Origin of the sequence: Thioalkalivibrio denitrificans (assembly GCF_002000365.1) — a bacterium.
GTDB lineage: Bacteria > Pseudomonadota > Gammaproteobacteria > Ectothiorhodospirales > Ectothiorhodospiraceae > Thioalkalivibrio_A > Thioalkalivibrio_A denitrificans.
In genome coordinates, this window is the sequence record NZ_MVBK01000068.1 from 1 (window position 1) to 22,131 (window position 22,131).

A 22,131-nucleotide genomic window follows, 5' to 3' on the forward strand; every position below is an offset into this window, starting at 1 on the left:
CTCTGTGGCTAAAGCGCTCCAGGCTCCTAGCGATGGCGCAGGTGCTTGCGCAGGTCGTAGCGGTAGATGAACCCGGGCAGGGCGAAGACAAGGAACAGGGAACCCGTGATGGCATAGAACTGCCAGCCCTGATAGTGGATGCCGCCGGTGACCTGGCGCTCGAATCCCATGCCGATCCCGCCCACGATGAAATACAGCACCAGCAGTTCCAGAAAACGCATGGCCGGGCCCTTCTCGCCGGATTTCGGCTCGAAGACGAAGAACACGCGCTCGGTGAACCAGGGCAGGTTTGCTGCCACGAACGCAAGCGTGAAATACACCCAGACCAGCCAATCGGAAGCCATGAAACTACCCTACCACGTGACGACGCCCGTCGTTAAAGACATCAGTACGCCCGGAAAGATCCCCAGGGCGATCACCAGCAGGCCGTTGATGCTCAGCACCACGTTCATGCCCGTCGCGCGCGGCAGCGGGGTTTCGTCTTCGGGTTTGTCGAAATACATGAGCTTGACCACGCGCAGGTAGTAGAAGGCCCCGATGATGGCGAAGATCACTGCGTAGACCGCCAGCCAGACCATGTCCACCTGCACCACCGCCTGGAGAACGGCGAGTTTGGCGTAGAAGCCTACGGTGGGCGGCACTCCGGCCAGGGAGAACATGATCAGCAGCATGATGAATGCAAACCAGGGGCTGCGTTCGTTCAGGCCGCGGAAGTCGTCCAGGTTCTCGGCCTCGAAGCCCCGGCGCGAGAGCAGGATGATCATGCCGAAACCGCCGGCGGACACGACCGCGTAGGCAATCACGTAGAACAGCGCCGCCCCGTAGCCCTCGGGCGTACCGGCCAGCAGCCCCAACAGGATGAAGCCCACGTGCGAGATGGTCGAATACGCGAACATGCGCTTGATGTTGGTCTGGGCAATGGCCACCACGTTGCCCACGGCCAAAGAGAGCACGGCGAGAATCATGAGCATGCCCTGCCAGTCGCCATGCAGGGGGCCGAGCCCGTCCACCAGCAGACGCAGGACGATGGCCAGGCCGGCCAGCTTCGGGGCCGTCGCGATGAACAGGGTCACCGAAGTGGGTGCGCCGTGATAGACATCGGGCACCCACATGTGGAACGGCACGGCCCCCAGCTTGAACGCCAGCGCCACCACGACGAATGTCAGGGCGAAGATCAGCGGGACGTTCAGGCCGCCGCCCGCGGTGATCAGGTAATCGCTTACCTCGATGATATCCAGGCTGCCGGTGATGCCGTAGAGGATGGACATGCCGTACAGCAGCATCCCCGAGGCGATGGACCCCAGGATGAAATACTTCATCGCCGCCTCGGACGCGCGGCTGGAATCGCGATTGAACGCCACCATGGCGTACAGGCAGAGCGACAGCAGTTCGAGACCCAGGTACAGGGTCAGGAAGCTGTATGCCGAGATCATCACCATCATGCCCAGCACGCCGAACAGGCCGAGCACGTAGTATTCGCCCCGGTAGATATCCCGGTCCTTGAGGTAGGGGCGGGAGTACAGGAACACGGCCGCCGTGATCACGTAGACCGCCACCTTGAGCAGGTCGGACAGCCGGTCGGCGATGAAGGTGCCGTTGAAGGTGAGGCGGGTCTCGGGCGCGGCCAGGGCCAGCGTCAGCACCGCCGCGCCGAGCAGCGTGAACTGCACCAGCCCGTAAGTGATGTCCCGCCGGGACTGGGGCACGAACAGGTCGATCACGAGAATGGCGCAGGCCATGCCGAGCACGAACATCTCGGGAATGACCGGCGTGAAATCTGGGATCTGGAAGGTCATGTAATGGGTTCCCGTCCTCAGAGCTTCGATACGGCGATGTGCTGGATCAGGTTGTCCACCGTGGCGTGCATGACCTCAAGCAGCGGGGCCGGCCAGACGCCCAGCAACAGCACCACGAAGGCCAGTATCCCGAGCACCAGGAACTCGCGGCGGTTGATGTCCTGGAGTTTCGCTACGTTGTCGTTGGCGATGTCGCCGAACACCACCCGCTTGATCAGCCAGAGCGTATAGCCGGCGGCCAGGATCAGCGTGGTGGCGGCCAGGAACGCAATCCAGAAGTCCGCCCTGAAGCTGGCCAGAATGACCATGAACTCGCCCACGAAGCCGGACGTGCCCGGCAGGCCCGTGTTGGCCATGGCAAACAGCACGAAGAAGGCCGCGAACCAGGGCATGGTGTTCACCACGCCGCCGTAATCCGCGATCTGGCGGCTGTGCATGCGGTCGTAGAGCACGCCCACGCAAAGGAACAGGGCCGCCGAGATGAAGCCGTGGGAGATCATCTGCACCATGGCGCCCTGAATGCCCAGCGCGGCGCCCTGCCAGTCGCCGGTGTTGGAGAAGATCAGGAATACGATGAAGATGCCCAGCGTCACGAAGCCCATGTGGGCAATGGACGAGTAGGCGATGAGCTTCTTCATGTCCTGCTGCGCCAGCGCCACGAAGCCGATGTAGACCACCGCGATGAGCGACAGGGTGATCAGCAGCCAGTCCAGGGCCATGGAGGCGTCCGGCGTGATGGGCAGGCTGAAGCGCAGGAAGCCGTAGCCGCCGATCTTCAGCATGATGGCCGCCAGGATCACCGAACCGCCGGTGGGCGCCTCCACGTGGGCGTCCGGCAGCCAGGTATGCACCGGCCACATGGGGATCTTCACGGCGAAGGCCGCGAGGAAGGCCAGGAAGATCAGGATCTGGGCAGTCATGCCCAGCTGCAGGTGGTGGAAATCCAGGATCGCGAAACTTCCGGAGCGGGTGTACATGTAGATAAGCGCCACCAGCATGAACACCGAGCCCAGGAAAGTGTAGAGGAAGAACTTGATGGTGGCGTAGACACGGTTCGGGCCGCCCCAGAGACCGATCACCAGGAACATGGGGATCAGCATGCCCTCGAAGAACACGTAGAACAGCACCCCGTCCAGCGCGGCGAACACGCCGTTCATGAAACCCTCCATGATCAGGAAGGCCGCCATGTACTGGGAGACACGGTGCTGGATCACCTCCCAACCGGCGATCACCACCAGCACGGTGGTGAACGTGGTCAGCAGGATCAGGGGCATGGAGATGCCGTCCACGCCCAGGTGGTAGTTCACGTTGAAGGCGCCGATCCAGGGCAGCAGTTCGACGAACTGCATTTCGTGGGTGCCCCGGTCGAAGTGCACGAACAGGGGAATGCTGATCAGGAAGGTGAGCGTGGCGAAAAACAGCGCCAGCCGACGGGCGCCCTCGGGCATGCGGTCGCCCGCCATCAGCACGATGCAGCCGCCGACGATCGGCGTCCAGATCACCAGACTCAGTAGTGGCCAGTCAGCAAACATTGATCATTCCCGGTTGATGCCACAGTCCCTCCCGTTTGGTTGATCCCTGCATGTCCACGCCCCTCACAGCACGAACACCGTCAGCAGGACGAGCAGACCGATGATCATCGCGAACGCGTAGTGATACAGGTAGCCGGTCTGGACGTAACGCGCGTACCGTGAGATCAGACCCACCGTCCGGGCGCTGCCGTTGACCAGCAGCCCGTCGATGAACAGCATGTCCCCGAAGCGCCACAGCCACCGGCCCAGGCCCAGGCTGCCGCCCGCGAACACAAAGGCGTTGAACTCGTCGAAGCCGTACTTGCGGTCCAGCACGGTGTAAAGCCACTGGAAACGCGACTTGATGGTGTCGGCGATACGCGGATTCACCATGTACACGTACCAGGCGGTGGCCAGCCCGGCCATGGCCAGCCAGAACGGCGGCATCATGATGCCGTGGACCACGAAGCCCATGATCCCGGTGTAGCCCTCGCCCAGGCGGGCCAGCACGTCGTTGTCCTGGAGCACGAAAATGGAATCCGAGAAGAAGTCCCCGAACAGCACGGGGCCCACCACGTAGCCCGCCACCACCGACGGGATGGCCAGCAGGATCAGCGGCACCGTCACCACCCAGGGCGACTCTCTGGGTTCGTGCACATGACCGTGACCGTGCCCCCCGTCGCCGTGTTCGTCCTCATGCCCGTGGTGCGCCACGTTGCGGAAACGCTCCTCGCCATGGAACACCATGAAGAACATGCGGAAGGTGTAGAGCGCGGTGACGAACACGCCCAAGAGGACCAGCACGTAGGCGAACCCGGCTCCCGGCGTGGTGGACAGCGACACCGCCTCGATGATGCCGTCCTTGGAGAAGAACCCGGAGAAGAACGGGAATCCGATCAGCGCCAGCGACCCCACCAGCGCCGTGACATAGGTGATGGGCATATACTTGCGCAGACCGCCCATGCGCCGCATGTCCTGCTCATGATGCAGCGCGATGATCACGGAGCCCGCGGCCAGGAACAGCAGCGCCTTGAAGAAGGCGTGGGTCATCAGGTGGAAGATACCCGCGGCGTAGGCCGATGCGCCCAGCGCCACCGTCATGTAACCCAGCTGCGACAGCGTCGAGTAGGCGACGACGCGCTTGATGTCGTTCTGCACGATGCCGATCAGGCCCATGAAGAAGGCGGTCAGCGCGCCGATCACCAGCACGAAGGACAGGGCCGCCGTGGAGAACTCGAACAGCGGCGACATGCGCGCCACCATGAAGATGCCGGCGGTCACCATGGTGGCCGCGTGGATCAGGGCGGAGATGGGCGTCGGGCCTTCCATGGAATCCGGCAGCCACACATGCAGCGGCACCTGGGCGGATTTGCCCATGGCACCGATGAACAGCAGGATGCAGGCCACGGTCAGCAGCGACCAATCCGTGCCGGGCAGGATGGTGATGGTGGCCGCGGACATGCCCTCGGCCTCGGCGAACACCTCGTAGTAATCCAGGCTGCCCGCGTAGAACAGCAGCGCGCCGATGCCGAGGATGAAACCGAAGTCCCCCACGCGATTGACGACGAAGGCCTTCATATTGGCGTAGATGGCCGTGGGGCGCTTGTACCAGAAGCCGATCAGCAGGTAGGAGACCAGGCCTACGGCCTCCCAGCCGAAGAACAGCTGCAGGAAGTTGTTCGCCATCACCAGCATGAGCATGGAGAAGGTGAACAGCGAGATGTAGGCGAAGAAGCGCTGATAGCCCGGATCGTCGTGCATGTAGCCGATGGTGTAGATGTGCACCATCAGCGAGACGAAGGTCACCACCAGCATCATCAGGGCGGTGAGGTTGTCCACCAGAAAGCCGATCTCGAAGCGGATGCCGTCGCTGATCATCCAGGTGTACACGGTGGCGTTGTGCACATCGGCACCGTCGAAGACGTGGTGCTTGAACACCCATACCGAGAGCACGAAAGAGATCGCCACACCGAGTATGGTGACCGTGTGCGCCCCGACCCGCCCGATCTGGCGGCCGAACAACCCGGCGACAATGGCGCCGAACAGGGGGGCAAGGACGACCGCGAGATAGACGTTCTCCATGGCCTTATCCCTTCATCTCGTCCAGGTCCTGGACGTTGATGGTCTGGCGGTTACGGAACAGGAGGGTGAGGATCGCAAGACCGATGGCGGCCTCGGCCGCGGCCACGGTCAGGATGAAGAACACGAACACCTGCCCGGCCATGTCGCCCGAGAAATGCGAAAAGGCCACGAAATTCATGTTCACCGCCAGCAGCATCAGCTCGATGGACATGAGCAGGATGATGACGTTCTTGCGATTCAGGAAGATGCCCGCAATGCCGAGCGAAAAGAGAATCGCGCCAAGCACCAGATAGTGTGCCAAAGAGATCATTTTGGGTTCCGTTGTCCGGTCACCGGGCGAACGTCGCAGCGTTCGCCTCTTGGTTATCAGCCCTTTCGTTTCAATTGCCGGTCAGGATTTGCCTTCCGACTTCATGTCCACCATGCGCACACGACCCTCGCGGGAGACGCGCACCTGTTTGGCCGGATCGATGGCCTTGGTACCCGGCCGCCTTCGAAGCGTGAGTGCGATGGCCGCAATAATGGCCACCAGCAGGATCACCGCGGCGATCTCGAACGGGTAGACGTACTCGGTATAGAGGATGCGGCCCAGCGCCTCGGTGTTGGAATAATCGGCTGCCGCCCTCTCCGGCGCGTCCACGCGAAAGTGGCGCACGACCACCAGCGACATGACCGTGGCCATGGCGACGGCCACCAGGATGCCCACCGGCAGGAAGCGCATGAAACCTTCGCGCATGCGCGTCAGGTTGATGTCCAGCATCATGACCACGAACAGGAACAGCACCATCACGGCGCCCACATACACCAGCACCAGCACGATGCCCAGGAACTCGGCCTCCAGCATGATCCACAGCGCCGCACTGGTGAAGAAGGTCAGCACCAGGAACAGCGCCGCGTGCACCGGGTTGCGCACGGTGATCATGGCCACCGCCGCGCCCACCACGATCGCGGCGAAGAAGTAGAACAGAAAGGCCTCGAAGTTCATTGAATGTCCCCGGTCCGATTTTCTAGCGGTATGGCGCATCGGCCGTGCGTGCCGCCGCAATCTGCTGCTCGTAACGGTCGCCGATGGCGAGCAGCTTGTCCTTGGTCATGATCTGCTCGCCCCGGTTCTCGAAGTGGTACTCGAAGATGTGGGTCTCCACGATGGAGTCCACCGGGCAGGCCTCTTCGCAGAAGCCGCAGAAGATGCACTTGAACAGGTCGATGTCGTAGCGGGTGGTGCGGCGCGTGCCGTCGGCACGCTGCTCGGATTCGATGGTGATGGCCAGCGCCGGGCAGACCGCCTCGCACAGCTTGCAGGCGATGCAGCGCTCCTCGCCGTTGGGGTAGCGGCGCAGCGCATGCAGGCCGCGAAAGCGCGGCGAGATGGGCGTCTTCTCCTCCGGGTACTGCACGGTGATCTTGCGCGAGAACAGGTAACGGCCCGTCAGACGCATGCCGATCAGCAGCTCCCAGAGGAGAAAGCTTCTGAAGAAATTGCGCACGGCGTTCATGACGTCACTCCTCAAACCACCCAGGGCTGCCAGCCCAGGGCCACGGCCACGCCGATGCCGAACAGCCAGACCAGCGTCACGGGGATCAGCACCTTCCAGCCCAGGCGCATGATCTGGTCATACCGATAGCGCGGGAAGGTGGCCCGGAACCACAGGAAGCAGAACAGGAAGAACGCGGTCTTCATCAGGAACCAGTGGATGCCGTCGCCCAGAAACCAGCCAAGCACCGGAACCGCGAGGACCGACTCGGACACCAGCCCCCCGAACGGCGACAGCCAACCGCCCCAGAACAGCAGTGCCGCGAGCGCGGCGATCAGGATCATGTTGGCGTACTCGGCCAGGAAGAACACGGCGAACGCCATGCCCGAGTACTCCACGTGAAAGCCCGCCACGATCTCGGACTCACCCTCGGCCACGTCGAAGGGCGCCCGGTTGGTCTCGGCCACGCCGGAGATGAAATACACCAGGAACAGGCCGATCAGCGGCCACACGAACCAGCCGGTGACCGAAACCCCCTGCTGGGCGCGCACGATATCGCCCAGGTTGAGGCTGCCCGCGGCCATGAGCACGCCCACGAGCGCAAACCCCATGGCGATCTCGTAGGACACGATCTGCGCCGCCGAGCGCAGGGCGCCCAGCAGCGCGTACTTGGAGTTGGATGCCCAGCCGGCGATGATCACGCCGTACACGCCCATGGAGGTCAGCGCCAGGATATACAGCAGCGCCGCGTTGATGTCGGCCAGCACCATGCCGTCATCGAAGGGCACCACCGCCCAGGCCGCCAGTGCCGGCATGATGGCCAGTACCGGCGCGATGAGAAACAGGAAGCGGTTGGCATTGGTGGGAAGGATGACTTCCTTGGTGAGCAGCTTGAGGGCGTCGGCGATGGGCTGCAGCCAGCCGCGCGGGCCCACCCGGTTGGGCCCCAGGCGCACCTGCATGTAGCCGATCACCTTGCGCTCGGCATACGTGGTGTAGGCCACCGCGAGCATCAGGGGGGCGACGATGAGGGTGATCTTGGTCATGATCTGCATGACCACCGGCAGACCTTCCCAGAAATTGATGACGGCTTCGATCATCTAATGCCTCAGAGCTTCTGCAGTTCCACGACGCCGAAGGCCGGGCCGAGGGCGGCGGTCTCCGGCATCCCCTGCGGGATCCAGACGCATCCCATGGCTACACCGTCGTCAATGATGAGATCCAGGCTGGCGGTGTGTCCGCCCTGGCGCACCAGAACCCGGTCGGTGTTCACCAGATCCAGCGCCCTTGCCTGGGCCTCGCAGATGTAGGCGCCCGCCTGGCGGCCGTCGGCGGTGTCCTGGAGCGGTCGCGCGCGCCGCACCAGGGGATCCAGTCCGTACATCGCCACGCCGCCGGCGCGCTGCAGTCCGGTGATGCGGGGCGGCCATTCGAATACCGGCCCTTCCACGGAAATCCGGTTGTCAAATGCCGGGCTGTCACCGAGGCGCGCCTTGAGCTCGTCGCGCACCTGCTCCGAGGACACGTAATCGAAGCCCGGCACGGCGGCCATCGTGCCCAGCACACGCAGCACCTTCCAGCCGGGCCGCGCCTCGCCCGGCGGCGAGCCGACGCCCCTGAACGACTGCCAGCGCCCTTCGGCGCTGACAAAGGTGCCGGAGGTCTCGGCAAACGTGGCGATGGGCAGCAGGACGTCGGTCAGGTCCTTCAATGCACTGGAGGCAAATGCGCTCAGGGCCACCACGCAGTCCGCCGACTCCAGCGCCGCACGTGCCGCCGGTCCGTCGGCGCAGTCCAGATCCGGCTCCACGCCCAACAGGAAATACCCCCGGCGCGGCTGCGCAATCATTGCCCCGGCATCCAGGCCCGCCGGTTCCAGCGGCGCCCCGGCGGGACCGCGGTGAGGCACCGCCCCGGCCAGCCAGGCGCCTGCGCTGTTGGCGGCCTCGGGCAGATAGCCCGGCGTCGCGCCCGTGTGCTCGGCGATCACGCCGCACAGCGCCCGCACCAGGCCGGCCTGAGGATGGGCCATGGCCTCGTTGCCCATGAGCACCACGGCAGAGTCGGCCTCGCGCAACAGGCGCGCCATGTCCTTCTCGGCCTCTCCCGTCTCGGCATCCGCGACAATCGACTTGAGACTGGCCGGGACCTTGGCGCCGGCCGACTCCAGCGCCGCTCCGGCGATTCCCGCCAAGTGACGCAGCAGCGCCTGGGGATCGGCGATCACCTGTTCCGCCATAGGAAAAACGAATCCGTAATCGCGGGTATTGACGGCCATCATGCGCGCACCGGCCAGGGCGGCCTTGCGCAGGCGATGGTGGGCGATGGGCTGATCCTTGCGCACGTTGGAACCCACCAGCAGCGCCGCGTCCACCTTTTCCAGGTCTGCAACAGCCAGGCCCAGGTAGGGGAACAGCGGGTCCGCATCGGTTCGCGAGAAATCGTTCTGGCGCAGACGGTGGTCGATGTGTGTCACGCCCATGCCGCGCAGCAGTTTCTGCGCCAGGTAGAGTTCCTCCAGGGTGGCGTGGGGGGACAGCAGTGCGCCGATCTCGGCGGGCGCCGTGCCGCGCAGCCCTTCCACCACGCGGGTGAGCGCCGTCTCCCAGTCGGTGCTCGTCCACTTGCCGTTGTCCTTGACCATGGGTGTGGTGAGCCGGTCCGGGGCGTGGATCCCGGTGTAACTGTAACGGTCCCGGTCCGAGATCCAGGTCTCGTTGACCACTTCGTTGTCCCGGGGCACGACGCGCATGACGCGGCCCTCGCGGGTATGCAGGAACAGGTTGGAGCCGATGCTGTCGTGGGGCGCCACGGCGGGATGCTGGATCAGCTCCCAGGGGCGCAGGGTATAGCGGGACGGCTTGGCGGTAAGGGCGCCCACCGGGCACAGATCGATCACATTGCCGGACATCTCCGAGTCCACCGAGCGCTCGATGAAGGTGCCGATCTGCATGAACTCGCCACGTCCGGTGGCCCCCAGTTCGCGGATGCCGGCGATCTCCTCGCCGAAGCGCACGCAGCGGGTGCAATGGATGCAGCGGGTCATCTCCGTGCTGATCAGCGGGCCGATGTCCTTGTCCTTGACCACCCGCTTGGCCTCGGTGTAACGCGAGACGCTCTCGCCGTAGCCCATGGCCACGTCCTGCAGTTCGCACTCGCCGCCCTGGTCGCAGATGGGGCAGTCCAGGGGGTGGTTGATGAGCAGGAACTCCATGGTGGCCTTCTGGGCGGCCAGGGCCTTGGGCGAACGGGTGTAGACCTTCATGCCTTCCATCACCGGCGTGGCACAGGCGGGCATGGGTTTCGGCGCCTTCTCCACCTCCACCAGGCACATGCGGCAGTTGGCCGCCACCGACAGCTTCTTGTGATAGCAGAAGCGCGGCACACGGATACCCGCCCCGTCCGTCACCTCGATCAGCATGGCGCCCTTGCGTGCCTGCAGGGGCATGCCGTTGACCTCGATGTTGACCAGATCCTCGCTCATTCTCGGTGTCTCGTCCGGCGATTCAGGCCGCGTCGGCGACCAGGCTGCGTCCGTGCTGGATGTAGTGCTCGAACTCGTGGCGGAAGTGCTTCACGAAGCTGCGCACGGGCATGGCGGCGGCATCACCCAGCGCGCAGATGGTGCGGCCCTCGATCTTGGCCGCCACGTCGTCCAGGCGTTCCAGATCCTCGGGGCGACCCTTGCCCTCCACGATCCGCGTCAGCATGCGATAGAGCCAGCCGGTGCCCTCCCGGCAGGGCGTGCATTGGCCGCAGGACTCGGAAAAATAAAAGCGCGAGATGCGCTGCAGGGCCTTGACCATGTCGGTGGTCTCGTCCATGACGATCACCGCGCCGGAGCCCAGCATGGAACCGGCCCGCGCGATGGAGTCGTAGTCCATGTTCACGTCCATCATGACGTCACCCGGCAGCACAGGCACGGACGATCCGCCGGGGATCACCGCCTTGAGCGCGCGCCCCTCCAGCACGCCGCCCGCCATCTCCAGCAGCTCCCTGAACGGGGTGCCGAGCGGGACCTCGAAGTTCCCGGGCCTGTTCACGTGGCCCGACACGGAGAACAGCTTCTCGCCGCCGGACTTCGGGATGCCGAGCTCGGCGAACCAATCGCCGCCTTCGCGGATGATGGTCGGCACCGAGGCCAGGGATTCGGTGTTGTTGATAGTCGTCGGGCGGCCGTAGAGGCCGAAATTGGCCGGGAACGGCGGCTTGAAGCGGGGCTGACCCTTCTTGCCCTCCAGGGATTCCAGCAGCGCCGTCTCCTCGCCGCAGATGTAGGCGCCCGCGCCCAGCGTCGGATAGAGATCGAAATCCACTCCCGAACCCAGGATGTCCTTGCCCAGAAAACCCTGCGCGTAGGCCTCCTTCACCGCCTGGCAAAAGCGCCGGTAGGGCTCGTCCATGAACTCGCCGCGCATGTAGTTGTATCCCACGGTGGCGCCGATGGCGTAGCCGGCGATGGCCATGCCCTCCACCAGCGCATGGGGGTTGAAGCGCAGGATGTCCCGGTCCTTGCAGGTACCCGGCTCGGACTCGTCGGAGTTGCACACCACGTATTTCTGGCCCGGTGCGTTGCGGGGCATGAAGCTCCATTTGAGGCCGGTGGGAAAGCCCGCGCCGCCACGGCCGCGCAGGTTCGATTTCTTCACTTCCTCGATGACGTCTTCCTGCGACATCCTGCCCGCATAGACCTTCTTGAGGGCCTCGTAGCCCCCCACCTTGAGATAGTTCTCCAGCGTCCAGGGCTCGTCGAACCGAAGCGTCGTGAAGCAGATGCGGTTCATCGAGGGCTCACTCGAGGCTGTCCAGGATCTCGTCCACCCGTTCGGGGGTGAGATGCTCGTGGTAGACATGGTTGACCTGCATCATGGGCGCGCCGCAGCAGGCGGCGAGGCATTCCTCCTCGCGCTTGATGTAGAACTTTCCGTCGGGCGTGCTCTCGCCGGTCTTCACGCCGAGCTTCTTTTCGATGTGCTCGACGATGCGATCCGAGCCCCGCAGCATGCAGGATATGTTGGTGCACACGGCGATGGTGTGGCGTCCGACGGGCTTCAACTCGTACATGGAGTAGAAACTGGCCACCTCGTACACGGCGATCTCGGGCATGCCGATGTAGGCGGCCACCGCGTCCATCATCTCCGTGGTCAGGTGACCATGCTCATGCTGCACGGCCCGCAATGCGCCGAGCACCGCGGATTGGCGCTGGTCCTCCGGGTAGACGCCCAGCCAGTGGTCGATCTCCTCGCGCAGGTGATCGTTGAGCAGCGCGGCCCTGTCCTGTTTCAGAGTCCTGGGCATCAGCGATCAATCTCCCCGAATACGATGTCCTGGGTGCCGATGATGGCCACCACGTCCGCCAGCATGTGGCCCACTGCCATCTCGTTGAGCCCGGCCAGGTGCGCAAACCCCGGGGCACGCACCTTCAGCCGGTAGGGCTTGTTGGCGCCGTCGGAAACGAGATACACACCGAACTCACCCTTGGGATGCTCCACCGCCGCGTAGGCCTCGCCCTCGGGCAGGCAGAATCCCTCGGTGAAGAGCTTGAAGTGATGGATCAGGGACTCCATGTCCGCCTTCATCTCCTCGCGCCGCGGCGGGGTGATCTTGTGATCCTCGATGAACACGGGGCCGGGATTGTCGCGCAGCCACTCCACGCACTGCCGGATGATGCGGTTGGACTGGCGCATCTCCTCGATGCGCACCAGATAGCGATCGTAACAATCGCCGTTCACCCCGATCGGGATCTGGAAATCCAACCGGTCGTAGACCTCGTAAGGCTGCTTGCGGCGCAGGTCCCATTCCACGCCCGAGCCGCGCAGCATCGGGCCGGTGAAACCCATCTGCATGGCGCGCTCGGGTGAGACGACACCGATGCCCACGGTGCGCTGCTTCCAGATGCGGTTGTTGGTAAGCAGGGTTTCGTACTCGTCCACGCAGCCGGGGAAGCGGTCGGTGAAGGCCTCGATGAAGTCCAGCAGGGAACCCTGGCGAATCGCGTTCAGGGCATCCACTTCCTTCTGGCTCTTCCAGCGCGACGGCTGGTACTGGGGCATGGTGCCCGGCAGGTCCCGGGCCACGCCGCCCGGGCGGTAGTAGGTCGCGTGCAGGCGCGCGCCGCTCACCGCCTCGTAGCAGTCCATCAGATCCTCCCGCTCGCGGAAGGCATAGAGGAAGACCGTCATGGCGCCGATGTCCAGGGCATGGGCACCGAGCCACAGCAGGTGATTGAGGATGCGGGTGATCTCATCGAACATCACCCGGATGTACTGGGCGCGCAGCGGCGCCTCGATGTTCAGCAGCTTCTCCATGGCCAGCACGTAGCCATGCTCGTTGCACATCATGGAGACGTAGTCGAGCCGGTCCATGTAGCCGATGCTCTGGTTGTACGGCTTGCTCTCCGCCAGCTTCTCGGTGCCCCGGTGCAGCAGGCCGATGTGCGGGTCCGCGCGCTGCACCACCTCCCCGTCCAGCTCCAGCACCAGGCGCAGCACGCCGTGCGCCGAAGGGTGCTGCGGACCGAAGTTCAGGGTGTAATTGCGAATCTCAGGCATCGGCGGACTTCTCCCCGGCCGATTCCCGGATATAGCGGTGGTCTTCGCGGATCACCTTGGGCACCAGCACCCGCGGCTCGATGGTGACGGGCTGATAGACCACACGGGCCTGCTCCGGGTCGTAGCGCATCTCCACGTGACCGATGAGCGGGAAGTCCTTACGGAACGGGTGGCCCACGAAACCGTAGTCGGTGAGGATGCGGCGCAGGTCCGGGTGACCGTCGAACACGATGCCGTAAAGATCGAAGGCCTCGCGCTCATACCAGTTGGCGGACGCCCATATCTCCGTGACCGAGGGTACGACAGGGAACGCGTCGTCGGGGCAGTAGACGCGCAGGCGCAGGCGCTGGTTCAGACTCACCGACAGCAGGTGGTAGATCACCGCGAAACGCGGCCCCTGGTGGCGCGAGGCGTCGGGAGCGTCGTCGAAGGTGAAGCGTCCGAAGGTGGCCTTCTCCACGCCGCGGCTGAAGCCCTCGCTGGTGGATTCCTCGGTGGTCCACTCCGCCACGCCGTACTCCAGGTAGTCCACACCGCACAGATCCGCCAGCAGCTCGAACTTCAGGCCTTCGCCATCGCGCAGGGCCTCGGCAGTGGCCCCCAGATCGGGTGCCGCCACTTCCAGCGTCACCTCCCCGAAGGCACGCTGCAGCGCTCCCTCCCCGGGTTTGAAGCGCTCCTGCAGGCGCGCAGCCAGATTGTCGAGTCGCTCGGTCATGGTCGGGAAGCGCCGTGGCAGTGGATCAGCGTGCGATGGTGTTGGTCCGGCGGATCTTGTTCTGCAGCTGCAATATGCCGTAGAGCAGGGCCTCCGCCGTGGGTGGACAACCCGGGACATACACGTCCACCGGCACGATGCGGTCGCAGCCGCGCACCACCGCGTAGGAATAGTGGTAGTAGCCGCCGCCGTTGGCGCAGGAACCCATGGAGATCACCCAGCGGGGCTCGGCCATCTGGTCATAGACCTTGCGCAGCGCCGGGGCCATCTTGTTGACCAGGGTGCCGGCAACGATCATCACGTCGGACTGGCGCGGGCTCGGTCGAAAGACGATGCCGAAGCGATCCAGGTCGTAACGCGCCGCGCCGGCATGCATCATCTCCACCGCGCAACAGGCCAGGCCGAAGGTCACGGGCCAGAGCGAACCGGTCCGGGCCCAGTTGATGAGCTTGTCGGCGGAGGTGGTGACGAAACCCTTTTCGAGGACGCCTTCTATTCCCATTCCAGGGCCCCCTTCTTCCACTCGTAAATGAAGCCGATCACGAGGATGCCCAGGAACAGGGCCATGGCGAGCAGGCCGAACAGCCCGATTTCATCGAGTACCACGGCCCAGGGGAAGAGGAAGGCGATCTCGAGATCGAAAATGATGAATAGTATAGCGACCAGGTAAAACCTGACGTCGAACTTCATGCGGGAGTCCTCGAAGGCCTCGAAACCGCATTCATAGGGAGAGTTCTTGGCGCTGTCGGGCCGATGCGGGCCGATGACCATGCCCAGCGCGAGAGGTATCACGCCAACCAGAAGACCTACCCCAAGGAAGATCAGGATCGGCAGATAGTTTTCGAGCATGCTCTCGCTCCCCACGCCGCGCGAGTTGCCGCGCCGCGCGCTACGGCAGTTGCATCCACCCGAGGTGTCGGATGGAGCCTCCCTTGTGGTCAGTTGCGGGGACCAGTAGGCGCCCCCGCTTCCTTCCGCGGCACCAGTGCGCCGACCCCTCCCTGCCGCCCAACCGCCGCGGCCGGTCCCCTCGCCGTCGATCCACACCGGCTGTTATTCATAATTATGGTGCAGATGGTCGGACTCGAACCGACACGGCTTTCGCCACCGCCCCCTCAAGACGGCGTGTCTACCAATTCCACCACATCTGCATCCGGATACCCTGTGTCAGCGCGGGACGTCCTCCGGAACACCGGGGGCCGGCGCCTCAGGACGGTCCGCGGGCTGCGGCCGGTCCTCGATCACCTGGGGAGCCGGCGTCGTGACATCGATCACGCTGCCCGGTTCCGGCTGATTGGACACCATGTAGGCCAGACTCAGGCTGTTGACGAAGAACAGCGTGGCCAGTACGGCCGTGCCGCGGCTCAGGAAGTTTGCTGAGCCCCGTGCGCCGAAGACCGTGGAGGAAGCGCCGCTGCCGAAGGCGGCGCCGGCGTCGGCCCCCTTGCCGTGCTGGATCAACACCAGCACGATCAGGGCGAGAGCCAAGACTACCTGCACCACCAGCAAAATGCCATACAACATAAAGTTCAGTCCGCCGCCCGGCAGATCGCCAGGAAATCCGCAGCCTTCAGGGATGCTCCGCCAATCAGGCCGCCGTCGATATCAGGCTGCGAGAAGAGTTCCGCCGCATTATCCGCTTTGACACTGCCACCGTAGAGAATTCTCACGCCATCGGCCACCCCCGCATCCCGCTCGGCCACGCGGGACCGGATGAATGCGTGCACGGCCTGGGCCTGTTCCGGGGTGGCTGTCTTGCCGGTACCGATTGCCCAAACGGGCTCGTAGGCGATGACGGCGTCCTTCAGGGACTCGACGCCCTCCAGATCCAGCACCGCATCCAGCTGACGTGCCACCACCTGCTCGGTGACGCCGGATTCGCGTTCTTCCAGCAATTCGCCCACGCACAGGATGGGCTTGAGCCCGTGGCGGCGCGCGGCGGCGAACTTGCGCGCGGTGAAATCGTCATCTTCGGCGTAGAGGCTGCGCCGCTCGGAGTGGCCGACGATCACGTAGGCGCAGCCCACGTCCCGGAGCATGCTGCCCGAGACCTCACCGGTATAGGCCCCGGCATCCTGGTCGGAGACGTCCTGGGCGCCGAGCCCGATGGCGGAGCCGTCGACAAGCGCCGCGACCTGCGGCAGATAGACGTACGGCGGACAGACCACGATCTCGGCCTTTGCCGGCGAGGTCAGGGCTCCGAGCACCTCTTTCACGAGGGCCTCATTGGCCTCCCGGGAGCCATTCATTTTCCAGTTTCCGGCCACCATGGGCTGACGCATGCCGTGTCTCCCGTCTCGTTTCGCACTCTGCGCAAAGCGCGAAAGCTTAACGTCCGCCATGCAATAAATCAATTTCGCCCCGGACCGGACGGGTTGACACCCGGACACCGCATCCGGGCCCGCCGTGCGTATGAGACCGAACCGGATCGAACCCGCGAATCAGGCGATGACTGCGCGCCTCACCCGCCGCCGGTCGCACTGCGCACGGCCTCGGCGATGTCCCGGGCAATACGATCCACCTGCCCGATCTCGCGGCCCTCGACCATGACCCGCACCAGCGGCTCCGTGCCCGACGGACGCAACAGAACGCGCCCGTGGTCCCCGAGCACCTCTTCCGCCGCGCGCACGGCCTCCAGCACCCGCGCCGCCGCCAGCACTTCGCGGCGGTCCGCAGGGCCGTTGAGCGGTACGTTCACAAGCGTCTGCGGCAGCTTGGTCATGGCCTGACGCAAGGTCGAGAGCGGCTCCGACGTCATGCACATGATATGAAGCACCTGTAACGCGGACACGATCCCGTCGCCGGTCGTGGTGCGATCTAGACACAGGATGTGCCCGGACGATTCACCGCCCAGGCTCCAGCCCTCGGCATGCAGCATCTCGAGCACGTAGCGGTCCCCGACCGCTGCCCGCCGGAACGGGATGCCCTCCGCCTCCAGGGCCAGTTCCAGCCCCAGGTTGCTCATGAGCGTGCCCACCACGCCGCCATTGAGCAGGCCGTCCCGGGCCCGGCCCAGGGCGATGATGCACAGGGCCTCGTCCCCGTCCACCAGGGTGCCGGTTTCATCCACCATCACCACGCGGTCGCCGTCCCCGTCCAGGGCGATACCCACGTCCGCATTGTGTTCAAGCACCGCCGCTCGCAGGTTCTCCGGGTGCAAAGAACCTGCCTGTTCGTTGATGTTAAAGCCGTCCGGTTCATCCCCGATGGCCACCACTTCCGCGCCCAGTTCCTCGAATACGCTGGGCGCGACGGCATAGGTGGCGCCATGGGCGCAATCCACCACCACCTTCAGCCCGTGAAAGGCGGTGCCGGAGGGAATGGTGCTCTTGCAGAACTCGATATAGCGCCCGGCCGCGTCATGGACCCGCTCCGCCTTGCCGATATGGGCGGAATCCACCGTCTCCACGGCGCGCTCCAGTTCCGCCTCGATGGCCAGTTCGATCTCGTCCGGCAGCTTGGTGCCGGCGGCGGAGAAGAATTTGAAGCCGTTGTCGTAGTAGGGGTTGTGCGAGGCGCTGATGACGATCCCCGCGGCAGCGCGAAAGGTGCGCGTCAGGTAGGCCACCGCCGGCGTGGGCATGGGCCCCAGCAAGCGGATATCGGCCCCGGCGGCGGACAACCCCGCCTCCAGCGCGGATTCGAACATGTAACCGGACACCCGGGTGTCCTTTCCGATCAGGACCGGCCCCTGGCCCTCGTGGGCCAGCACCCGCCCGGCCGCCCAACCCAGCCGCAGGGCGAAATCCGGCGTCATCGGGGCATGCCCCACCCGCCCCCGGATCCCATCAGTGCCGAAGTAGCGTCGTTCCAAACGAGTGACCTCCCTTGCAGATCAGGCGCTCAAGCGCGCTGCGTACAGGATACAGGATACCGGGGTTTGAACGCTCTTTGACCGCGACGCAAAGACGCGAAGACGCAAAGGAACGCAAAGGTCTTGATGAAGAAAGCGGGACACGACAGGGGTTTTCGTTCCAATCATTTACTTTGCGGTTCTTTGCGTCTTTGCGACGCGGTTGAATGCCAACGCCCCGTCCAGCCCCCACGGCTCAAGGGCCGGTGGGCGCCTCCAGGCCGGCCAGGATGCCCAGGGCATCCACCGTGGGCCCCACGTCGTGCACCCGCAGGATGGCGGCGCCCCGCTGGGCGGCCAGCAGGGCGGCGGCCACGCTGCCGTGCACCCGCTGATCCACCGGCCGATCGCCCAGCAGGGCGCCGATCATGCCCTTGCGTGATACCCCAACCAGCAGCGGGGGCCCCATGTCCGCCAGGGTGGGCAACCCCCTGAACAGCGCCAGGTTGTGTTCCAGCGTCTTGCCAAAGCCGAAACCCGGGTCCAGCACGAGGTGCCGCCGGTCGATGCCCGCCGCCTCGCAGGCCGCCACACGGGCCTCCAGGAAATCGCGCACTTCGGCCGTCACGTCGTCGTAATGCGGATCCTTCTGCATGGTGCGCGGATCGAGCGTGCACATGTGCATGAGGCAGACCGGCAGGCCGGTCTCCCGTGCAGCCTCCAGAGCGCCCGGCAGGCGCAGGGCACGGACGTCATTGATCAGCCCGGCGCCCGCCGCCGCCGCGCGGATCATCACCTCGGGGCGGCTGGTATCCACCGAGACCGGCACGGGGATGCGAGGCGCGATGCTTTCCACCACCGGCACGACCCGGGCCAGTTCCTCCTCCACGGGCACCGGTTCAGCCCCCGGGCGGGTCGACTCCCCGCCCACATCGATGATGGCGGCCCCGGCCTCCACCATGGCCAGTGCATGGTCCAGCGCACGCCCCGGATCGTCGTGCCGCCCCCCGTCCGAAAAGGAGTCCGGCGTCACATTGAGAATCCCCATCACCCGCGGCCGGGAGAGATCCAGTGATTGTCCACCACAGTCCAGCATCACGGAGCCTTCACGCATCCCGCCTCACCCGCCTTGGTCTTGTATCTTGTATCTTGACTCTTGCCTCTGCCACTAGCCCGCATAACTCACCGGTCGGACACCGGCTGGTGCGCAACAGGTGGAAACATAAGGAGAGTACCTTGGTAATGGGTGCCAACAGCAGCATGACAGACTGTTCCCGCCGGTGTCCTATCGCGGTTCAGGCNNTATGGGTTTCGCTCCAGAGCGGTGCCTACGAACGAATCGCCGGGAGCGATTCGTCGCGCAAGCCCCGCAGGGGCGAGGCGCAAGGATGCGCCGAGCAACCCGAATCCTTCGCCTGCTCCCGCGATCCCGGCGAGATATGCGGGCCAAGGCACGAAAAAGGCCGCCAAAAGGCGGCCTTTTTCGTGCCCGGGTGGCTTCAATGCTGCCCGGCGGGCCTGCCGATCACGCCCCCTTCCGGCAGCTTTTCATCGCTGTCAGCGGGCGCGTTGCCCCCGGCTTCCGGTTCGTCGTCGCTCCAGTCCATCGGCGGGCGCGGTGTCCTGCCCTCCATGATGTCGTTGATCTGTTCAGTATCGATGGTCTCGTACTTGATCAACGCCTCAGACATCGTGTGGAGCTTGTCCATGTTCTCCTCGAGGATCTTCTTTGCCCGCTCGTAGTTGGTGTCGATGATGCGGCGCACCTCCTCGTCGATGGCGTGCGCGGTCTCGTCGGACATCTGCTTGTGCTGGGTCACCTGACGACCCAGGAACACCTCGCCCTCGTCCTCGCTGTAGGCCAGCGGACCAAGGCGGTCGGACAGGCCCCACCTGGTGACCATGTTGCGGGCGATGGCGGTGGCCCGTTCAATGTCATTGGACGCGCCGGTGGTCACCCGGTCATGACCGAAGATGATCTCCTCCGCGATGCGCCCGCCAAACAGCGAGCAGATCTGGCTCTCCAGCCGCGTCTTGCTGTGACTGTAGCGATCCTCCTCCGGCAGGAACATGGTCACGCCCAAGGCGCGTCCACGGGGGATGATGCTCACCTTGTAGACCGGATCATGCTCCGGCACCAGGCGCCCGACGATGGCATGGCCCGCCTCGTGATAGGCGGTGAGCTTCTTCTCGGCGTCGCTCATGACCATGGACTTGCGCTCGGCGCCCATCATGATCTTGTCCTTGGCGCGCTCGAAATCGCTCATGTCCACCAGGCGCTTGCTGGCCCTGGCCGCGAACAACGCCGCCTCGTTGACCAGGTTGGCCAGATCGGCGCCGGAGAAACCGGGCGTACCGCGCGCGATCAGGTCGGCGCGCACGTTCTCGGCGACCGGTACCTTGCGCATATGCACCTTGAGGATCTGCTCGCGCCCGCGCACGTCCGGCAACGGCACCACCACCTGGCGGTCGAACCGGCCGGGACGCAGCAACGCCGGGTCCAGCACGTCGGGGCGGTTGGTGGCCGCGATCACGATCACGCCCTCGGTGCCCTCAAAGCCGTCCATCTCCACCAGCAACTGGTTCAGGGTCTGTTCGCGCTCATCGTGGCCGCCGCCGAGGCCGGCGCCGCGATGACGGCCCACCGCGTCGATCTCGTCAATGAAGATGATGCACGGCGCATGCTTCTTGCCCTGTTCGAACATGTCGCGCACGCGGCTGGCGCCCACGCCCACGAACATCTCCACGAAGTCGGAACCGGAGATGCTGAAGAACGGCACCTTGGCCTCGCCCGCGATCGCCCTGGCGAGCAGGGTCTTGCCGGTCCCGGGAGAACCGACCATGAGCACGCCGCGGGGAATCTTGCCGCCCAGCTTCTGGAACTTGCTGGGGTCACGCAGGAACTCCACCAGCTCGACCACCTCGTCCTTGGCCTCGTCACAGCCGGCCACGTCGGCAAAGGTGACCTTGACCTGGTCCTCGCTCATCATCTTGGCCTTGCTCTTGCCGAAGGACATGGCTCCCCGGCCGCCCGCACCGCCCTGCATCTGGCGCATGAAGTAGATCCACACGGCGATCAGCAGCAGCATGGGGAACCAGCTGATGAGGATGTCCATGATCAGGGAGCGCCGCTGGGGCTCCTGGGCACGAATCTCCACATTGTTCGCAAGGAGATCGCCGATCAATCCGGGATCGTTGGGGCTGTACGTCGTGAACTTCTCACCGTTGAGCGTGGTGCCCTCGATGGTGTTGTTCTCGATATAGACGCTCTGGATCCGCCCGCTCTTCACCTCATTGATGAACTGCGAGTAGGACAGCGACTGCGGCTGGGTGGTACGCGGGCTGAAATTGTTGAACACCGACATCAGCACGATGGCGATGACCGCCCAGATAATCAGGTTTTTGACCAAGTCGTTCAAGGCGATACCTCAATTAGATCGTCGTGCGCCCAATGCGGGGACCTTACACCAGTTTGCGACCTCGGGCCACCGCATACACCTCACGGGAGCGGGGTCTTGAGGCCCTGGGCTTGCGGATACTGACCTTATCGAATTCCCGGCGCAGGGTCCGGACGTAATCGTCGAATTCAGCGCCCTGGAAAAGTTTGACCAGAAAATCCCCGCCCGGTTTCAGCACCGTACGGGCCAGATCCGCCGCAAGTTCCGCGAGATACATGGCGCGCGGCTGGTCCACCGCGTCCACACCACTCATATTGGGGGCCATATCGGACATCACAAGGTCCGCCCCGCCCTCGCCGATGACGGCCAGTAGCTTGTCCAGCACCGCGGCCTCGCGGAAATCCCCCTCTATGACCGTGACGCCGGGGATCGGATCCATGGGCAGGATGTCGCTGGCCACCACGCGCCCTTTCGCCCCGACGATATCCGCGGCGTACTGGGTCCAGCCGCCCGGGGAAGCGCCCAGATCCACCACGGTCATCCCCGGGCGCAGCAGGCGATCCTTTTCCTGGATCTCCCGGAGCTTGTACACCGCCCGCGAGCGATAGCCCTCCTGCTGGGCCCGCTTGACGAACTCGTCGTCGAAGTGCTCCTTGAGCCAGCGGCGGCTGGATTTGGTTCGGGGCATGGAGGGTGGTCTCGGGTTTGTGCTGATTTGATGCAGTCGTTCCGGTAGCGGCGGTGTTGGATGTCGAATTCAAAGTCAAAGGCAACGTCAAAGGCGTTTCGAGCCCCGCTGCGCGGGGC

21 protein-coding genes and 1 tRNA gene are annotated in these 22,131 nt (G+C 64.7%); all 22 read right to left on the reverse strand.

The genetic code is table 11. The annotated features are described in order from the left end of the window. Positions 1 to 26 precede the first annotated feature (26 nt). The 22 genes from B1C78_RS11515 to rlmE all read right to left on the reverse strand — a co-directional run bounded on the left by B1C78_RS11515 (position 27) and on the right by rlmE (position 22,012). Complete coding sequence (locus tag B1C78_RS11515) at positions 27 to 344, reverse strand: DUF2818 family protein (RefSeq protein ID WP_077279319.1); 318 nt, start codon at positions 342 to 344, stop codon at positions 27 to 29. Between the two features lie 9 nt (positions 345 to 353). Continuing rightward, complete coding sequence (nuoN, locus tag B1C78_RS11520; RefSeq protein ID WP_077279320.1) at positions 354 to 1,796, reverse strand: NADH-quinone oxidoreductase subunit NuoN; 1,443 nt, start codon at positions 1,794 to 1,796, stop codon at positions 354 to 356. A 17-nt stretch (positions 1,797 to 1,813) separates the two neighbouring features. Beyond that, the gene (locus B1C78_RS11525; protein ID WP_077279321.1) at positions 1,814 to 3,328 is read right to left on the reverse strand and encodes an NADH-quinone oxidoreductase subunit M; all 1,515 of its coding nucleotides are present in this window, start codon (positions 3,326 to 3,328) and stop codon (positions 1,814 to 1,816) included. A gap of 63 nt (positions 3,329 to 3,391) precedes the next feature. Next, positions 3,392 to 5,389: an NADH-quinone oxidoreductase subunit L gene (nuoL, locus tag B1C78_RS11530; protein ID WP_077279322.1), complete on the reverse strand. Its 1,998-nt coding sequence runs from the start codon at positions 5,387 to 5,389 to the stop codon at positions 3,392 to 3,394. Between the two features lie 4 nt (positions 5,390 to 5,393). Next, on the reverse strand, positions 5,394 to 5,699 hold the full coding sequence (nuoK, locus tag B1C78_RS11535) for an NADH-quinone oxidoreductase subunit NuoK (RefSeq protein WP_077279323.1): 306 nt from the start codon (positions 5,697 to 5,699) through the stop codon (positions 5,394 to 5,396). Between the two features lie 81 nt (positions 5,700 to 5,780). Next, positions 5,781 to 6,374, reverse strand: a complete 594-nt coding sequence (locus tag B1C78_RS11540) for an NADH-quinone oxidoreductase subunit J (RefSeq protein ID WP_077279324.1) — start codon at positions 6,372 to 6,374, stop codon at positions 5,781 to 5,783. A 22-nt stretch (positions 6,375 to 6,396) separates the two neighbouring features. Next, positions 6,397 to 6,885 (reverse strand): NADH-quinone oxidoreductase subunit NuoI, encoded by a 489-nt coding sequence (gene nuoI, locus B1C78_RS11545; protein WP_077279325.1) that lies wholly within the window; start codon positions 6,883 to 6,885, stop codon positions 6,397 to 6,399. An 11-nt stretch (positions 6,886 to 6,896) separates the two neighbouring features. Then, the gene (gene nuoH / locus B1C78_RS11550; RefSeq protein ID WP_077279326.1) at positions 6,897 to 7,964 is read right to left on the reverse strand and encodes an NADH-quinone oxidoreductase subunit NuoH; all 1,068 of its coding nucleotides are present in this window, start codon (positions 7,962 to 7,964) and stop codon (positions 6,897 to 6,899) included. An 8-nt stretch (positions 7,965 to 7,972) separates the two neighbouring features. Beyond that, positions 7,973 to 10,348, reverse strand: a complete 2,376-nt coding sequence (gene nuoG, locus B1C78_RS11555; protein ID WP_077279327.1) for an NADH-quinone oxidoreductase subunit NuoG — start codon at positions 10,346 to 10,348, stop codon at positions 7,973 to 7,975. A 22-nt stretch (positions 10,349 to 10,370) separates the two neighbouring features. Further along, positions 10,371 to 11,648 (reverse strand): NADH-quinone oxidoreductase subunit NuoF, encoded by a 1,278-nt coding sequence (gene nuoF / locus B1C78_RS11560; protein WP_077279328.1) that lies wholly within the window; start codon positions 11,646 to 11,648, stop codon positions 10,371 to 10,373. A 7-nt stretch (positions 11,649 to 11,655) separates the two neighbouring features. Further along, on the reverse strand, positions 11,656 to 12,162 hold the full coding sequence (locus B1C78_RS11565; RefSeq protein ID WP_077279329.1) for an NADH-quinone oxidoreductase subunit NuoE family protein: 507 nt from the start codon (positions 12,160 to 12,162) through the stop codon (positions 11,656 to 11,658). Then, positions 12,162 to 13,415, reverse strand: a complete 1,254-nt coding sequence (locus B1C78_RS11570) for an NADH-quinone oxidoreductase subunit D (RefSeq protein ID WP_077279330.1) — start codon at positions 13,413 to 13,415, stop codon at positions 12,162 to 12,164. The genes B1C78_RS11565 and B1C78_RS11570 overlap by 1 nt, the downstream gene beginning before the upstream one ends. Then, entirely contained in the window at positions 13,408 to 14,133 is a 726-nt protein-coding gene (locus tag B1C78_RS11575) for an NADH-quinone oxidoreductase subunit C (RefSeq protein ID WP_077279331.1), read from the reverse strand. Before B1C78_RS11575 ends, B1C78_RS11570 begins: the two co-directional genes overlap by 8 nt. A gap of 25 nt (positions 14,134 to 14,158) precedes the next feature. After that, positions 14,159 to 14,635 carry a NuoB/complex I 20 kDa subunit family protein gene (locus B1C78_RS11580; RefSeq protein WP_077279332.1) on the reverse strand — a complete coding sequence of 159 codons (477 nt, stop codon included), beginning with the start codon at positions 14,633 to 14,635 and terminating at the stop codon, positions 14,159 to 14,161. Next, the gene (locus tag B1C78_RS11585) at positions 14,626 to 14,982 is read right to left on the reverse strand and encodes an NADH-quinone oxidoreductase subunit A (protein WP_077279333.1); all 357 of its coding nucleotides are present in this window, start codon (positions 14,980 to 14,982) and stop codon (positions 14,626 to 14,628) included. Before B1C78_RS11585 ends, B1C78_RS11580 begins: the two co-directional genes overlap by 10 nt. 217 nt (positions 14,983 to 15,199) lie before the next feature. Next, positions 15,200 to 15,284 (reverse strand) — tRNA-Leu (locus tag B1C78_RS11590). 16 nt (positions 15,285 to 15,300) lie between these two features. Continuing rightward, entirely contained in the window at positions 15,301 to 15,657 is a 357-nt protein-coding gene (gene secG, locus B1C78_RS11595; protein WP_077279334.1) for a preprotein translocase subunit SecG, read from the reverse strand. 5 nt (positions 15,658 to 15,662) lie between these two features. After that, on the reverse strand, positions 15,663 to 16,415 hold the full coding sequence (gene tpiA / locus B1C78_RS11600; protein ID WP_077279335.1) for a triose-phosphate isomerase: 753 nt from the start codon (positions 16,413 to 16,415) through the stop codon (positions 15,663 to 15,665). Positions 16,416 to 16,594: 179 nt separating this feature from the next. Beyond that, the gene (gene glmM / locus B1C78_RS11605) at positions 16,595 to 17,947 is read right to left on the reverse strand and encodes a phosphoglucosamine mutase (protein WP_077279336.1); all 1,353 of its coding nucleotides are present in this window, start codon (positions 17,945 to 17,947) and stop codon (positions 16,595 to 16,597) included. A 235-nt stretch (positions 17,948 to 18,182) separates the two neighbouring features. Further along, positions 18,183 to 19,040, reverse strand: a complete 858-nt coding sequence (gene folP, locus B1C78_RS11610; RefSeq protein WP_077279337.1) for a dihydropteroate synthase — start codon at positions 19,038 to 19,040, stop codon at positions 18,183 to 18,185. A 385-nt stretch (positions 19,041 to 19,425) separates the two neighbouring features. Continuing rightward, positions 19,426 to 21,345, reverse strand: a complete 1,920-nt coding sequence (ftsH, locus tag B1C78_RS11615; protein ID WP_077279338.1) for an ATP-dependent zinc metalloprotease FtsH — start codon at positions 21,343 to 21,345, stop codon at positions 19,426 to 19,428. A gap of 43 nt (positions 21,346 to 21,388) precedes the next feature. Next, positions 21,389 to 22,012 (reverse strand): 23S rRNA (uridine(2552)-2'-O)-methyltransferase RlmE, encoded by a 624-nt coding sequence (gene rlmE, locus B1C78_RS11620; RefSeq protein ID WP_077279339.1) that lies wholly within the window; start codon positions 22,010 to 22,012, stop codon positions 21,389 to 21,391. Positions 22,013 to 22,131 lie beyond the last annotated feature (119 nt).